The sequence below is a fragment of the Pyxidicoccus caerfyrddinensis genome (genome assembly GCF_010894405.1).
In the GTDB taxonomy this organism is placed as follows: Bacteria; Myxococcota; Myxococcia; order Myxococcales; family Myxococcaceae; genus Myxococcus; species Myxococcus caerfyrddinensis.
On the sequence record NZ_JAAIYA010000010.1, the window covers coordinates 209,082 to 224,245 of the forward strand.

Sequence of the window (15,164 nt, forward strand, 5' to 3'; positions counted from 1 at the left end):
GGGACGGCGAAACGGCGGGACTGCGAGCTACGCCTCGGCGACGACGTGGAACGGCGAGGCGGCCGGAGCCAGGGGCAGCGGCTCCACGGTGGGCAGGGACAGCACGGAGAGCTGCTGGCCAGCGAGCGCGTTGGGCGTGGAGCGCTCCACCTTCACCTTCACCAGGGCGCCAGTGGGGGCATCCCCGTCGAAGTTGACGGTGCGGTTCTCCGGCGTGCGGCCGAAGCGCTTGGTGGCGTCGTAGCGCGAGTGGCCCTCGACGAGCACCTCCACCTCCGAGCCCACCAGCGCCGCGGTGACTTCCGTGCTGATGCGCCGCTGCAGCTTCTGCAGGCGCTCCAGCCGGGCAATCTTCACCTCGTGCGGCACGGGGCCCCACTCGTTCTCCCGCAGGGCGGCGCCCGTCTTGGGGCGCGGGCTGAAGACGAAGGAGAACTGGTTGTCGTAGCGGACCCGCTCGGTCAGCTTCATCGTCATCTCGAACTCCTCCTCGGTCTCCCCGGGGAAGCCCACGATGATGTCGGTGGTGACGGCGATGCCCGGCCGCGCGGCGCGCAGCTTCTCCAGCCGCTCCAGGTACTGCACCACGGTGTAGTCGCGGCGCATCATCTTCAGGACGCGGTCGCTGCCGCACTGCACGGGCAGGTGGAAGTGCGGGGCAATCTTGGGCTGCGTGCGGAACGCGTCGATCAGCTCGTCGGACAGGTCGTGCGGGTGGCTGGTCGTGAAGCGCACGCGCTCGATGCCGGGCACCTCCGCGGTGCGCAGCAGCAGCTGCGCGAAGGAGATGCCGCCCGCGTACGAGTTCACGTTCTGGCCAATCAGCGTCACCTCGCGCACGCCCACCTTGGCCAGGTCATTGACCTCGAGCAGCACCTCCGGGAAGGCCCGGCTCACCTCGCGGCCACGCGTATGCGGGACGACGCAGAACGAGCAGACGTTGTCGCAGCCCTTCATCACCGTGACGAACTCGGTGACCTTGCCGCGGGACGTCTCCGGGTCGGCGCGCGGGAAGACGTACTCCTCCGAGTGGACGAAGGCGGCCTCCACCACTCGCGCGCGGTCCTCGGACACGCGGCCGATGATGTCCGGCAGCTTCGCGATGTTGTCGGGGCCGAAGACGAAGTCCAGGTACGGCACCTTCTTGAGGAGCTTGTCCTTCTCCTGCTGCGCGACGCAGCCGCCCACGCCGATGAGCGCGCCCCGGCTGGCCTTCACCGGCTTGTAGCGGCCGAGCGCGGACAGCATCTTGTCCTCCGCCTTCTCGCGGATGGCGCAGGTGTTGAGGATGATGAGGTCCGCGTTCTCGGGCACCGGAGTCGGCTCGTAGGACATCTTCGCCAGCACCTCGCTCATGCGGAGCGAGTCGTTGACGTTCATCTGGCAGCCGAAGGTGTGGATGAAGTAGCGCTTCATGTCAGAACCCTGAGGAAGAACGTGCCCTTATGCGATGCCCGGGCGAGGAATGCAACCTGACGCGCGGCCCGGTTCATCCCCGACTGAGCAGGCGGGTCATCCGGGTGTGCAGGTCTACCAATTCCGTCTCCCGGGCGCGCAGCAGGGCCACGGTGTCCGGACCGAAGCGTCGCCCCAGGGCCTCGGTGGCGCGCTCCTGCTTCGTCAATTCCTCGCGGAGCCGGGTGCGCAGGTCCTCCACGTCGGGGGTGTTGGCGCCCTCCACCTGGCGGAGCTTGTCCTGGAGCTTCAGGGCGGCCCAGCGCCGGCCGCAGAAGGAGCGCAGCATGGCGGCACCCTGCTCCGCTGTCTGGGAGTTCAGTCCGGAGGCGCTCAGGGCCTCCGCGTGGGCCCGGGCGAGCACGTCCGTCCCCTTCCCGGCCTCGGCGTGGGACAGCCAGGCCTGCTGGTAGCGGACCAGGGAGTCGAGCAGGGCCCCGTCCACCGGCCGGTACGCCATGCGGAGGGTCCGGTCATCCGCGGCGTCCAGGTTGGTGGAGCGCTCGAAGTTCCGGACATCCTGAAAGCCAGCGTCGTCGAAGAGGGAGGGTGCCATGGGATTGCTCTCGCATCTAACAGCCCGGAGCGCCGGGTTGTAGCGACTCCGACCGGGGCGTGTCGTGCGTGCGGACAGGCGCCCGTTGTAACCCGGATAAATGGGAAATCGCGCTGGCGCCTGAGGCAAGGCTGCGTTGGCAGTGCCCTACAAGAGGCCCGTCCCTCGGATGCGCACATCCTCCGAGGGACGGGAAGCAGCGGGAGTCAGTGCCCCTGCCGCCCCGCGGGTGCCGGGACGAGCTGCGGAACCACCACCTCAGCGCCCACGTCGACAGCGGGCGCCGTCCGCGTCCGGGCGATGAGCAGATAGATGGCCGGGACGAAATACAGGGTGAAGAGCGTGCCGATGGCCATGCCCGTCACCAGCACGAGCCCGATGCTGTTACGCGCCGCCGCGCCCGGCCCTTCCACGAGGACCAGCGGGAAGTGGCCCGCCACCGTCGCGACCGACGTCATCAGGATGGGACGCAGCCGCTCCGCCGCGGCTTCCCTCACCGCCTCCAGCTTCGTCCTGCCCTCCTCCTGCAGCCGGTTGGCGAAGTCCACGATGAGAATCCCGTTCTTCGCAATCAGCCCCACCAGCGTCACCAGCCCCACCTGCGAGTAGATGTTCAGGGTGGTGGTGAAGCTGTCGGTGAAGAAGGACATCATCGGGTTCGGCATCTTCAGGAACGTGGTCAGCAGCGCGCCGAAGAGCGCCAGCGGCACCGAGCCAGCGAGGATGATGAGCGGATCCCTGAAGCTGTTGAACTGCGCCGCGAGCACCAGGAAGATCAGCACCACCGCGAGCATGAAGGCGGGAAGGAACTTGTTCCCCTCCACCCGGAGCTGCCGCGACTCGCCCGTGTAGTCGAGCGTGTAGCCCTTGGGCAGGATCTTCCCCGCCTCCGTCTCGAGATACGTGAGGGCCTCGTCCAGCGGCCGGATGGCCACGCCACTGAGCTTCACGGCATTCAGCTGCTGGAAGCGGTTGAGCGAGCGCGGAGCCACCGTGTCGCGGAGGGTCGCGATGGAGGAGAGCGTCACGAGCTTCCCGTTGGGGCCCGTGACGTACACGTCGCTCAGCTGGTCGGCGTTGAGCCGTGACACGCGCTGCAGCTGCGGGACGACCTTGTAGCTGCGCCCGGAGATGTTGAACCGGTTGACGAAGTTGCCGCCCATCGCCGCGCCCAGGTCCTGCCCCACCGTCCCGAGGTTCAGCCCCAGCTGAGCCACCTTCTCGCGGTCGACCACGACCTCCGACTGGGGCTGGTCGATCTTCACATCGATGAGCGGCGGGAAGGCGAACAGCCCACTCTGCGCTGCCTTCGCCTGGATCTGCTCGGCGAACGCCAGCAGCTCGCTCGCTTCCGCCGTGGAGGCGATGACGAACTCCACCGGGAAGTTGCCGCCGCCGGGCAGCGCGGGCGGCAGGATGGGGAACGTCTGGATGCCGGGGATGACGCCGACCCGCTGCTGGGCATCGGCGAGCACCGCCGCGGCGGAGCGGTCGCGCTTCTCCCACGGCTTCAGGCCCAGTCCCCAGAAGCCTCCGCCCGGGTTGGTGATCTGGAAGCTGAACTGCGACTCCGGCATCTCCATCAACGTCTGGTTCACCTCATGGACGAACGGTGAGAGCTGCTCCAGCGTGGAGTTGGAAGGCGTGTTGACGATGCCGAAGACGATGCCCTGGTCCTCGGTGGGGGCAAGCTCCTGCGGCGACTGCGAGAACATCAGGAACGCGAGCAGGCTCAGCACGACCCACATCGTGTAGACCACCGGCCGCGCGGCCAGGGCCCCGTCCAGCGAGCGCGAGTACCCGGCCCGCAGGCGCGCGAAGTTGCGGTTGATGAAGCCCGACAAGCCCTGGTCCTCGTGGCCGGCCCGCAGGAGGAAGGCGGACATCATCGGCGAGAGCGTCAAGGCCACCACGCCCGAGAGCGTGACGGCCCCCGCGAGCGTGAGCGCGAACTCGCGGAACAGCGAGCCCGTCAGCCCGCCCTGGAAGGCGATGGGGGCGTAGACCGCGGCGAGCGTAATCGTCATCGCGATGATGGGCCCGACCAGCTCGCGGGCGCCCTTGAGGGCCGCGTCCACGGGACTCAGGCCCTCGCGCAGGTGACGCTCCACGTTCTCCACGACGACGATGGCGTCGTCCACCACCAGTCCCACGGAGAGCACCACCGCGAGCAGGGTGAGCAGGTTCACCGTGAAGCCGAAGACCTGCATCAGGAACACCGTGCCGATGAGCGACACCGGGATGGCCACCACCGGAATCAGGATGGAGCGCACGGAGCCCAGGAAGAGGAAGATGACCAACACGACGATGAGGAGCGTCTCGAGGAGCGTGCCGACCACCTCGTCGAGCGCGTTCTGGATGTATTCCGTGCCGTCGAAGGCCACTTCCGCTCGGAGCTGCTCGGGGACCTCGCGCTTCAGGGCCTCCATCTCCACGCGGATGCGCTTGATGACGTCCAGCGAGTTGGCGTTGGGGAGCGCCCAGATGCCGATGAACACCGCCGTCTGCCCCGTGAAGTTGACCTCGGTGTCGGAGTCCTCGGCGCCCAGCACCACGTCCGCGACGTCCGACAGCCGCACCACGGCCCCGCCGTCCTGCCGCACGATGAGCTGCTTGAACTCCTGCACCGAGCGCAGGTCCGTGTTCGTCGTGAGGTTCACCTGCACGAGCGCGCCCCGCGTCTGCCCCACCGCCGCGAGGTAGTTGTTGGCGGCGAGCGCCTGACGCAGCTGCGCCGGGCTGATGTTGAGCGCGGCCATCCGGTCCGGCTTGAGCCACACCCGCATGGCGAACGTCCGCGCGCCGAGGAGGTCCGCGCGCTGCACGCCCTCCACGGCCGTCAGCCTCGGCTGCACCACCCGCACGAGGTAGTCGGTAATCTCGTTCTGCTTCAGGAACTCGGAGGAGAAGCTGAGGTAGGCCGCCGCGAACTGGCTGTCCGCCGACTCGATGTTGATGACCGGGACCTGGGCCTCGGGCGGCAGGTCGCCGCGCACCTGGTCGACCTTGGCGCTGATCTCGCTGAGGGCCTGGTTGGAGTCGTGGTTGAGCTTGAGCCGGGCACGGATGGTGGAGACGCCCTGCAGGCTCTGGGACTCGAGATACTCGATGCCGTCCGCCGAGGCGATGGCCCGCTCCAGGGGCGTGGTGATGAAGCCGCGGACGAGCTCCGCGTTGGCGCCGACGTAGGCCGTCGTCACGGTGATGTCGGCGTTCTCGCTGCGCGGGTACTGCCGCACGTTCAGGGACTGGAGGGCCTGCAGCCCCGCGATGACGATGAGGAGGTTGACGACCAGCGCCACCACGGGCCGGCGGATGAAGAGCGAAGTGAAGTTCATGGGCGCGCCTTCCAGGCCTCTACCGGTCCACCGGCTGGGGAGCGACTTCGGGTTTCGGCGCCAGCGCGTCGTTGATGAGGACGGCCGCGCCATTGCGCAGCTTGAAGGCGCCGTTGTTGGCGACGACCTCGCCCGCTGTCAGGCCAGAGGTCACCTCGACGAAGTCACCCCGCCGCTCGCCCAGCCGCACGAAGCGCTGCTGCGCCACGCTGGCCGGCTTGCCGGCCGCGTCCTTGCCGTCCACGATGACGAACACCGAGTCACCGTACGGAGCGAAAAGCACGGCGGTCGTCGGAATGGCCACGACGTTCTTCTTGCCCTCCGCGAGCACCTCGACGTTGGCGAACATCCCCGGCAGCAGGCGCCCATCCGCATTCGGCACGGTGGCGCGGATGCGCACGTTCCGAGAGGAGAGCTCCACCTCGGGGTTGATGGTCGTCAGCTCGCCCTCCCACGTGTGCTGGGGGAACACGTCCACGTGAACGCGGACCTTCTGCCCCAGCCGTGCCTCCGCCAGCGCCTGCTGCGGCAGGAGGAACTCCACATGGACGGGGTCGACGGACTGGAGCGAGGCAATGGGGTTGCCCGGCGAGACGACCTGGCCCAGCTCCACCTGTCGGATGCCGATGCGCCCGTCGAAGGGCGCGCGGATGACCTTCTTCGCGATGATGGCTCGCAGGTTGGCCGCCACGGCCTCCGCCTGGACCGAGCGGGCCTGGGCGGACTCGAGCTCGGACTGCGTGTTGGCGCCCTGGCCGTGGAGCGACTGGGAGCGGGCCAGCGACAGCCGGGCCAGCTCCGCGTCCGCCTCGGCCCCGGTCAACTGTGCTGACTCGCTCGTGGTGTCGAGCCGGAGGAGCACCTGGCCCTTCTTCACCGCCCCGCCATTCTCGAAGCCAATCTCGCGGACGATGCCGGACATCTCGGCCCCGAGCGTCACGCCTCGCACCGCGAGGATGGAGCCCACGGCGCTACGGGCCGACTGCCACTCGACGGCCTCCACCTTGGCCGAGGTCACCGCCTCGGGGGGAGGGACGAAGGCGGAGCCCGCGTCAATCATCGCGCCAATCTGCGCCGCCTTGATGCCGACGAGCACGCCGACGATGGCGAGCAGCGTCAGGATTCCAAGGGCCCACTGTTTCTTGCGCCCGCGGGTAGGTTGCGTGGCACGGGACTGCGCAGCTTCGGAAGGAGCTGTGACGCTGGAGGTCATCGACGGACTCGTCAGGGGGTTGAAGGCGGGCCCTCTATACGAATTGCCGCGTGCGCGTGCTCGTTAAATTGCACGAAGAAATGTAACTCCGTTGCGGGGAAAAATAATGCGCCATTCCGCCGGAAAGTGTGTCCCGCGAAAAGGCCCTCAAGCCGGGACGAGCTGGTCCGCGATGCGCGCCAGGTCCGACACGGAGGTGACGACCACGGCCTGGTGGCAGTGCTTCTCGTAGGTGAGCATCTCGCTGTCGCCGATGCCCCAGTTGCCGCGCTCCTCGGGGCAGATCCACAAGAGGCGCTTCGCCTTGCGGCGCAGGTCCTTCAGCGCCCACGCGTTGTTCGCGTTGTAGTTGTTCCGCCCGTCGCCAATCACCATCACCGTGGTGCGGCGGGTGATGCTGCCCAGGTGATCTCTCGTGAAGTCCGCCAGCGCGCGCCCGTAGTTCGAGTTCGCGCTCAGCGACACCGTCTTCCCCGCGGTGGCCATGTCGATGGCCTCGTCCACGTCCAGGTCCTTGAAGTACTGCGTCACCTCGCCGACGTCGGACACGAAGACGAACGAGCGCACGCGCACGAACAGCGACTGCAGCGTGTGCATGAACAGCAGCATCATCCGCGACGCGTTCCGCACCGAATCGGAGACGTCGCACAGGACGACCAGCTCCGGGCGCTCCGGCCGGCGGCGGCGGAACTGGGGCACCATGGGCACCCCACCCCACGGCATGTTGCGGCGCAGGGTTCGGCGCACGTTCAGCGCGCCCCGGCGGTGCGAGCGCTGCTTGCGGATGAGCCGGCTGCGCAGCTTCTCCGCGAGCGTGCGCACGGCGGACTCCATCTGGTCCACCTCCGCCTGCGTCAATAGATGCAATGGCTTGTCCTGCACCGTGTCCGTGCGGCGGCGGATGCGGGCCTCGGCCTGGCGCTTCACCTCCTGGCGCGCGGCCTCCTCAATCTTCCGCATCGCGGCCGCGACATGGCGCGACACAATCTCCACGCCCTCCGGAGCCAGGCCGCGCACGCGCAGCTCGTCCTCCAGGGACTTCATGTCGGAGCGGGCCTTCTCCATGCCCGCGCCGGCCAGCAGTCGCCGCGAGAAGAAGCCGGCCTGGAGCGGGCTCTCCAATTGCGACAGGTCGAGCTGGAGCGACGCCATCCGGAAGATCTGCGCCAGCCGCGCCCGGTCTCCTTCGAGGATGGCCTGGGCCAGCGGCGACATCTCCGGCAACAGCTGCGCCATCTGGATGATGACCATCTTCAGCAGGTCGCCCTCCAGGTAGCCCTCTTCTTTGAGCTGGTCCGCGAGCGACTTATCGATGCCCTCGAACGTCTTCGCCGCGCCGGAGAAGTAGAAGTCGAACGCGCGGTTGAAGGTGTCCACGTCCAGCTCGCGCTTCACCAGCGTGGTGCGGAGCACGGCGCGGAACACGCTCCGTTCCTTCAGCCCCACCTCGGTGGTGGCGCGCAGGGCGTCCTGGACCTCGGACGTACTGACGCGCACGCCGTTCTGGCGGAGCACTTCGGCGAACTCGACGATGCGGGCGTCCACCCAACCATCATGTCCGGGCCGGGCTCCGGCGCAATCCGGAATGAGGCAGGCGTGAGCAGGCGGTCGCTTCCCCTCCTGGTACACGCGGTGTAATCACTAAAATTCCACGAGATGCGGATTAAGCGTGTTTCAAACCACTCTAGAGCACCGATCCGGCCCCAAGATGGCCCGCGCAACCCGAGAAACGAAATACGTACTTTCAGTGCGGGTTGAGCCTCAGGCCTTCCGCTCGAAGGACATGACGGCTTCCACGTGGTGCGTCTGGGGGAACATGTCCACCACCTGGAGGGCCAGGGGCTTGTAGCCCGCCTCGACCAGCCCCGCCGCGTCGCGGGCCAGGGAGGCCGGGTCGCACGCCACGTAGACCACCCGGCGCACGCCCAGGGCCGTCATCCACTTCGCCAGGCCGGGGGCTCCGGTGCGCGGCGGGTCCGCCAGGCACACGTCGAACTTCCGCCCCTCCGACACCAGTCCGTCGCACGCCTTGCGCGCGTCGCCCTGGATGAAGCGCACGTTCGTCACCCCACCCTCGCGCGCGCTGCGCTGGGCCAGCTCCACACCCACCGGCGAGGACTCCACGCCCAGCACGGACGCGGAACCGGCCGCCAGCGGGAAGGTGAAGTTGCCATTGCCCGAGTACAGCTCCAGCACGGAGTCACCGTCCCGCGCGGCCAATTCGTATACGGCTGACGTGACGAGCCCGACGTTGGCCTCGGCATGCGCCTGGGCGAAGGCATCCGGCCGCAGGTACAGGGGCACCTCCGGCCGCAGCGGCGAGTACGAGCGCAGCGCCGGCTTCCCCAGCACGCGCGGCGAGCCCTCCTTCGGCACCAGCACCGCGCCCTCCAGCCGCAGCGCCCTCACCGCGGCCTCCGCCGCCTCCACGTGCCGCGCCGTCACCGGGCCCGTCAGATTCACCGCGAAGGCGGCCTTGTCGCCCTCGGCCAACAGGAGCACCTCCTCGGTGTCCTTCGACAGCGGCTTGAGCAGCGGGGCCAGCTTCCCCGGCAGCTCCCTCAGCAAGGGCGTCAGCGCGCCACACTCGGGCACGGGGACGCGCTCGTGGCTCCGGCGCCCGAAGTACCCCAGCGTCCCCTTCCCCGTCGGGTGCAGCACCGCGCGGCGCCGGTAGCCCCAGTCCCGAGGCGCCACCAGCAGCGGCCTCACGGTGAAGGACTCCCTCGGCAGGTGGCCCAGGTGCTCCAGGGTCGAGAGGACGATCTCCTGCTTCGCCGACCGCTGCGCCGGCTCGGCCAGCCCCAGCCAGTCGCAGCCGCCACATTCTCCAGCCCAGGGGCACCGCGGCTCGCGCCGGTCCGGCCCGGGCGTCACCACCTGTCGCAGCAGCCCTCGGAGCACGCGCCCCTGCGACTCCAGGTGCACGCGCACGGTGTCGCCGGGGAAGGCGCCCGGGATGAACACGGTGCGCCCCTGCCAGGAGGCCACGCCCTCGCCGAGCTGGCCCAGGCGCTCAATCGTCAATTCAACGGGAGTCTCAGGTAACGGCAGCATTCAGGGGCTCGGTGGGCGGCGCCCAGGACCGAGCGCCACTTGTTACTTCCGGGTAACCACGTCCGGCTCGTCCGGGGGGAACTCCGTGCGCAGGCGCTCCACGAACTCCCCGATGCGAGAGCGCTTCTCGTCGTCAACGTCCACGAACTCCACCGCCATCCCCGGCGACTGATTCGCCACGTGGGCGCCCGGAGCATTGGTGCGCGTCACCCGGCCCTTCAGCTCCACCGGGAAGTGCGCGCCGGGCAGCGTCACCAGCAGCCGCACCACCGTGTCCACCGGCAGCGGCTTGTCGGTGTTGATGTACAGGCCTCCGCGCGACAGATTCACCGCCCAGTCCGTCACGAACCCGGCCACGCTGCTGTAGGCCACGGGCAGCTCGTACTCGACGCGCGGCGCGCGGTCGCTGGGGTTGGACTTCTGCGAAGTGTCGGCCATGGATGGAGTCCCCCGCGGGCCGTGGACTCAGGGCCCGCGGGGCGCCACCCTAGCCTCGTGCGCTCAGAATTTCATCTCGCGCACGTCCGGGGCCACCTTCAGCTTCGGCTCCGTCAGCTTCTGCACCAGCTCCACCGTCACGCCGGGGGCTACTTCACGCAGCACCAGACCCTCGGGCGTCACGTCGATGTACGCGTGGTCCGAGACGATGTGGTGCACGCACTTGAGGCCCGTCAGCGGCAGCGAGCACTTCTTGAGGATCTTCGGCTGGCCTTCCTTGTTGGCGTGCTCCATGGCCACGTAGATGCGCTTGGCACCCACCGCCAGGTCCATGGCGCCGCCCATCCCCTTCACCATCTTCCCGGGGATCATCCAGTTGGCCAGGTCACCCTCTTCGCTGACCTCCATGGCGCCCAGCACGGCCATGTCGATGTGGCCGCCGCGGATCATCCCGAAGGACAGCGCGGAGTCGAAGAACGACGCGCCCTTCACCGTCGTCACCGTCTCCTTGCCCGCGTTGATGAGGTCCGGGTCCTCGCTCCCCGCGACGGGGTACGGGCCGATGCCGAGCAGGCCGTTCTCCGACTGGAGCACCACCTCCACGCCGGCCGGGATGTAGTTGGGGACGAGCGTGGGGATGCCGATGCCCAGGTTGACGTAGAAGCCGTCCTTCAGCTCCTGGGCGATGCGCATCGCAATCTGTTCACGAGTCAGTGGCATGGGCTCCTCACGCCTGCTTGCGGACGGTGCGCCGCTCGATCCACTTCTTGAGGTTCTTCGCCTGGACGATGCGCTGCACGAAGATGCTCGGGATGTGCACCAGGTCGGGGTCCAGCTCGCCCGGCTGAACGATGTGCTCCGCCTCGACGATGGTCGTCTTCGCGGCCATGCACATCATCGGCGAGAAGTTCCGCGCGGTCTTGTTGAACACCAGGTTGCCCCAGGTGTCCGCCTTCCACGCGTGGATGATGGCGAAGTCCGCCTTCAGCGGCGTCTCCAGGACGTGGAGCCGGCCGTCGATCATCCGCGACTCCTTGCCCTCGGCCACCTGCGTCCCGGCGCCCGTGGGGGTGAAGAAGCCGCCGATGCCGCAGCCACCGGCGCGGATGCGCTCGGCCAGGGTGCCCTGCGGATTCAGCTCCACCTCCAGCTCGCCGGAGAGGTACTGCCGCTCGAACTCCTTGTTCTCTCCCACGTAGCTGGACACCATCTTCTTCACCTGCTTGTTCTGAAGAAGGATGCCGAGCCCGAGCTCGGTGGTGCCGCAGTTGTTGGAGATGATGGTGAGGTTCTTCACGCCCTTGCGATGAAGCGCCTCGATGAGATTCTCCGGGTTGCCGCACAGGCCGAAGCCGCCGCTCATGAGCGTGCAGCCATCCGGGATGTCGGCGACCGCCTCGTCCGCGTTCGCGTAGACCTTGTTCATCCGCCCTCCCGATACGGAAACGGGGTGAAGGCCGCAAAGGCCCCCACCCCGCCCCTCTTCCCCGAAGGGAAGAGGGAGATTACCGCTCCACCATCAGCGCGATGCCCTCGCCGCCGCCGATGCACAGCGACGCGACGCCGCGCTTCTTGCCCAGGTCCTTCATTGTGTGCAGCAGCGTCACCAGCACGCGCGCGCCCGAGGCGCCAATCGGGTGGCCGAGCACCACCGCGCCACCGCGCACGTTCACCTTCGACGGGTCCAACCCGAGGATGCGGTTGTTGGCCAGCGACACCACCGCGAACGCCTCGTTGATCTCCCACAGGTCCACATCACCCGCGGACAGGCCCTTCTTCTTCAGCAGCTTGTTGATGGCGTCCGCCGGAGCAATCGTGAACTCCACCGGCTTGCGCGCGGCCTGGTCGTAGCCGGTGATGCGGCCGAGGATGGTGCGCCCTTCAGCCTTGGCGCGCTCCTCGCTCATCAGCACCAGCGCCGCGGCGCCGTCGTTGATGGAGGACGCGTTGGCGGCCGTCACCGTGCCGTCCTTCTTGAAGACGGGCTTGAGGCCCGGAATCTTGTCCGGCTTCGCGTTGCGGGGACCCTCGTCGTCCGTGACGGTGACGACGTCCTCCGGCTTCTTGCCGGGGATCTGCACCGGGACGATCTCCGCGGTGAACAGGCCGTCCTTCTGGGACTGGATGGCGCGGCGGGTGGACTCCAGCGCGAACTCGTCCTGGTTGGCGCGGCTGATGCCCTGCGACGTGGCGCACTCCTCCGCGCACAGGCCCATGTGGACGTTGCCGTACACGTCCCAGAGGCCGTCGTGGATCATCGCGTCCTTGAACTCCACGTTGCCCATGCGGGCGCCGCCGCGCATGGTGTGGCTGAGGTAGGGCGCGTTGCTCATGGACTCCATGCCGCCGGCGACGACGACGTCCACGTCACCCAGGGCAATGGCCTGCGCGCCCGCGATGACGGCCTTCAGGCCGGAGCCACAGACCTTGTTCAGCGTGGTGGCGGGAACCGTGTCCGGGATTCCGGCGAAGATGGTCGCCTGGCGGGCGGGCGCCTGGCCCACACCCGCCTGGAGCACGCAGCCCATGACCACCTCCTGGACGGCCTCCGGCTTCACGCCAGCGCGCTCGAGCGCCGCCTTGATGGCCACCGCGCCCAGCTGCGGCGCCGTCAGCTTGGACAGCGCGCCCTGGAAGGAGCCGATGGGAGTACGGGCCGCGCCCACGATGACGACTTCACGAGCCATGAAAACTGCCTCCGTTCGAGGATGACCGAATGACCTTCGGTAACAGCGACGGGGGCCCTTATCACCGGGCACTCCCTGGAGTTCAAGCGTCCTCGCTCGGCCTCCGGACGGGAGCGTCCACTGTCTACGACGCATTGCGCTAGCCGGTATAAGCCCTTGAAGGCACAAGACTCGGGCTCCGGACGAGAAGCCCGGGCCCCGCCCGACCGGTCGGACGGTGATATGTATGGGTCTCGACCTCGGGGTGCGAGGGGCGCAGTCCAAGGGCCCGTGCCACGGAGCAAGTGTCCCCGGAAACGGCAACGGCCGGGCCCCCTCTCGGGAACCCGGCCGTCTTGCGCCGTGTGGCGCGTGCCGCTGAAGGACTACTTCTTCAGCTTGCTCGCCATCACGTCGCCGAGGCGCGCCTTGGAGCCTTCCGCCTGCTTGCGGAGGTACTCGCGGTAGTCCTCGCCCTCGCCGATCAGCGCCTTCATCGACAGCGCCACCTTCCGGTCCGGGGTGTTGATGTCGATGATCTTCACTTCGACATCCTGGCCCTCGTTCACCACGTCACGCGGGTTCTCGACACGCTCCTCCTTCAGCTCGGAGACGTGGACGAGGCCCTCGATGCCCGGCTCGATCTCCACGAACGCGCCGAAGTCGGTGACCTTGGTGACCTTGCCCTTCACGCGGCTGCCCACGGGCAGGCGCTCGGACAGCGTCTCCCAGGGGTCCGGCTGGAGCTGCTTGATGCCCAGGCTGAAGCGCTCGTTCTCGACGTCGATGTTGAGCACCACTGCCTCAACCTCGTCGCCCTTCTTGAACATCTCGCCCGGGTGCTTGATGCGCTGGGTCCACGAGATGTCGGACACGTGCACCAGGCCGTCCACGCCCTCCTCGACGCCGACGAACACGCCGAAGTCGGTGACGTTGCGGATCTGACCCTTGATGACGGAGCCGATCGGGTACTTGTCCTCGAGCAGCGTCCAGGGGTTCTGCTCGATCTGCTTCATGCCCAGCGCGATGCGCTTGGCCTTCGGATCGATGTCCAGGACGACGGCCTCCACCTCCTGGCCGACCTCCAGGATCTTGGACGGGTGCTTGAGGCGCTTGGTCCAGGACATCTCGGACACGTGCACCAGACCCTCGACGCCCTGCTCGATCTCGATGAACGCGCCGTAGTCCGTGATGCTGACGACCTTGCCCTTGACGCGCGTGCCGACCGGGTACTTCTCGTCGGCGCGGTGCCACGGGTCCTCCTGGATCTGCTTGAGGCCCAGGCTGACGCGCTCCTGCGTCGGGTCGAACTTGAGGACGACGACGCGAACCTCGTCACCCACGTTGAACATCTCGCTGGGGTGACCGATGCGGCCCCACGACATGTCCGTGATGTGGAGGAGGCCGTCGATGCCGCCGAGGTCGATGAAGGCGCCGTAGTCGGTGAGGTTCTTGACCACGCCCTTGAGGACCGCACCCTCCTTGAGGTTCTTGAGGGTCTCCTTCTTCATCTCCTCGCGCTGCTTCTCGAGGAGGACGCGGCGCGAAAGCACGATGTTGCCGCGCTTCTTGTTGAACTTGATGACCTTGAACTCGAATTCCTTCGAGATGTACTGGTCAAGGTTGCGCACGGGGCGGATGTCCACCTGGGAGCCAGGGAGGAACGCCTTCACGCCGATGTCGACGGAGAGGCCACCCTTCACGCGGCCGACGATGGTGCCCTTGACGATCTCGTCGCGCTCGCAGGCGGCGCTGATCTCGTCCCAGATGCGCATCTTGTCGGCCTTCTCCTTGGAGAGGACGACCATGCCGGTGTCGTTCTCGCGGCTCTCCAGGAGGACCTCGACGGGGTCGCCGGCCTTGACCGAGACCTCACCGCGAGGATTGGTGAACTCGGAGATCGGGACCTGTCCCTCGGACTTGTAGCCGATGTCGACAATCGCGAAGTCCTTCGTCACCTGGACCACGGTGCCCTTGACGATCTCCCCTTCCTTCAGGATCCCGTCACCACCGCGCTCCTTGAGCGAGGCCTCGAACATTGCGGCAAAGTCTTCGTCGCCGCCGTCCATCCCGACCTGCTGGTTCACGTTCTGCTGCATGAAGTTGAAGTCCTTTGAAACGGTACAGCTGCCCCCTGATGGTGGGTAATACGGAGCAGCCTGCGGGGAGCAACGGGCCGCTGCGTTCGTCCTCCTCATTGAGGACTGGAATGTGATGGAAGCCGCGCACCCTAGACACCGATAATTCCGGGAGTCAAGCGAGGGCGTGCCCCATGTGCTGATCGGTGGATGGCCCACACCGGGCATGTCAAGCCCCGGTGCCGGTGTCCGGCCGTTGGGACACCAGGCGGACGGACGCGAATCCCGGCCGGATGGACCCTGCAACTACTTAAGAACGGCCAGCCCCCCATGCAGCCCTCCCGCCGCGAGCGGCACCCCGAG

General features: G+C 67.8%; 11 protein-coding genes. All 11 read right to left on the minus strand.

Annotation, left to right across the window (positions count from 1 at the left end; genetic code table 11):
• Window positions 1-27: 27 nt before the first annotated feature.
• The 11 genes from miaB to G4D86_RS24995 all read right to left on the minus strand — a co-directional run bounded on the left by miaB (window position 28) and on the right by G4D86_RS24995 (window position 14,822).
• Window positions 28-1,416 carry a tRNA (N6-isopentenyl adenosine(37)-C2)-methylthiotransferase MiaB gene (gene miaB / locus G4D86_RS24945; RefSeq protein ID WP_163996518.1) on the minus strand — a complete coding sequence of 463 codons (1,389 nt, stop codon included), beginning with the start codon at window positions 1,414-1,416 and terminating at the stop codon, window positions 28-30.
• Between the two features lie 73 nt (window positions 1,417-1,489).
• Window positions 1,490-2,011, minus strand: coding sequence for a hypothetical protein (locus G4D86_RS24950; RefSeq protein ID WP_163996519.1), 522 nt, complete (start codon window positions 2,009-2,011; stop codon window positions 1,490-1,492).
• Window positions 2,012-2,217: 206 nt separating this feature from the next.
• On the minus strand, window positions 2,218-5,349 hold the full coding sequence (locus G4D86_RS24955) for an efflux RND transporter permease subunit (RefSeq protein ID WP_163996520.1): 3,132 nt from the start codon (window positions 5,347-5,349) through the stop codon (window positions 2,218-2,220).
• A 19-nt stretch (window positions 5,350-5,368) separates the two neighbouring features.
• Entirely contained in the window at window positions 5,369-6,562 is a 1,194-nt protein-coding gene (locus tag G4D86_RS24960) for an efflux RND transporter periplasmic adaptor subunit (protein ID WP_163996521.1), read from the minus strand.
• Window positions 6,563-6,709: 147 nt separating this feature from the next.
• The gene (locus G4D86_RS24965) at window positions 6,710-8,107 is read right to left on the minus strand and encodes a VWA domain-containing protein (RefSeq protein ID WP_163996522.1); all 1,398 of its coding nucleotides are present in this window, start codon (window positions 8,105-8,107) and stop codon (window positions 6,710-6,712) included.
• A gap of 216 nt (window positions 8,108-8,323) precedes the next feature.
• Window positions 8,324-9,619 (minus strand): class I SAM-dependent RNA methyltransferase, encoded by a 1,296-nt coding sequence (locus G4D86_RS24970; RefSeq protein WP_163996523.1) that lies wholly within the window; start codon window positions 9,617-9,619, stop codon window positions 8,324-8,326.
• Window positions 9,620-9,661: 42 nt separating this feature from the next.
• Window positions 9,662-10,057, minus strand: coding sequence for a TIGR02266 family protein (locus G4D86_RS24975; protein WP_163996524.1), 396 nt, complete (start codon window positions 10,055-10,057; stop codon window positions 9,662-9,664).
• 63 nt (window positions 10,058-10,120) lie between these two features.
• A complete protein-coding gene (locus tag G4D86_RS24980; protein ID WP_163996525.1) occupies window positions 10,121-10,777 on the minus strand; it encodes a CoA transferase subunit B in 657 nt (218 codons plus the stop codon).
• A 7-nt stretch (window positions 10,778-10,784) separates the two neighbouring features.
• Window positions 10,785-11,483: a CoA transferase subunit A gene (locus G4D86_RS24985; protein WP_163996526.1), complete on the minus strand. Its 699-nt coding sequence runs from the start codon at window positions 11,481-11,483 to the stop codon at window positions 10,785-10,787.
• A 79-nt stretch (window positions 11,484-11,562) separates the two neighbouring features.
• On the minus strand, window positions 11,563-12,744 hold the full coding sequence (locus tag G4D86_RS24990; RefSeq protein WP_163996527.1) for a thiolase family protein: 1,182 nt from the start codon (window positions 12,742-12,744) through the stop codon (window positions 11,563-11,565).
• 365 nt (window positions 12,745-13,109) lie between these two features.
• Window positions 13,110-14,822 carry a 30S ribosomal protein S1 gene (locus tag G4D86_RS24995; RefSeq protein WP_163996528.1) on the minus strand — a complete coding sequence of 571 codons (1,713 nt, stop codon included), beginning with the start codon at window positions 14,820-14,822 and terminating at the stop codon, window positions 13,110-13,112.
• Window positions 14,823-15,164 lie beyond the last annotated feature (342 nt).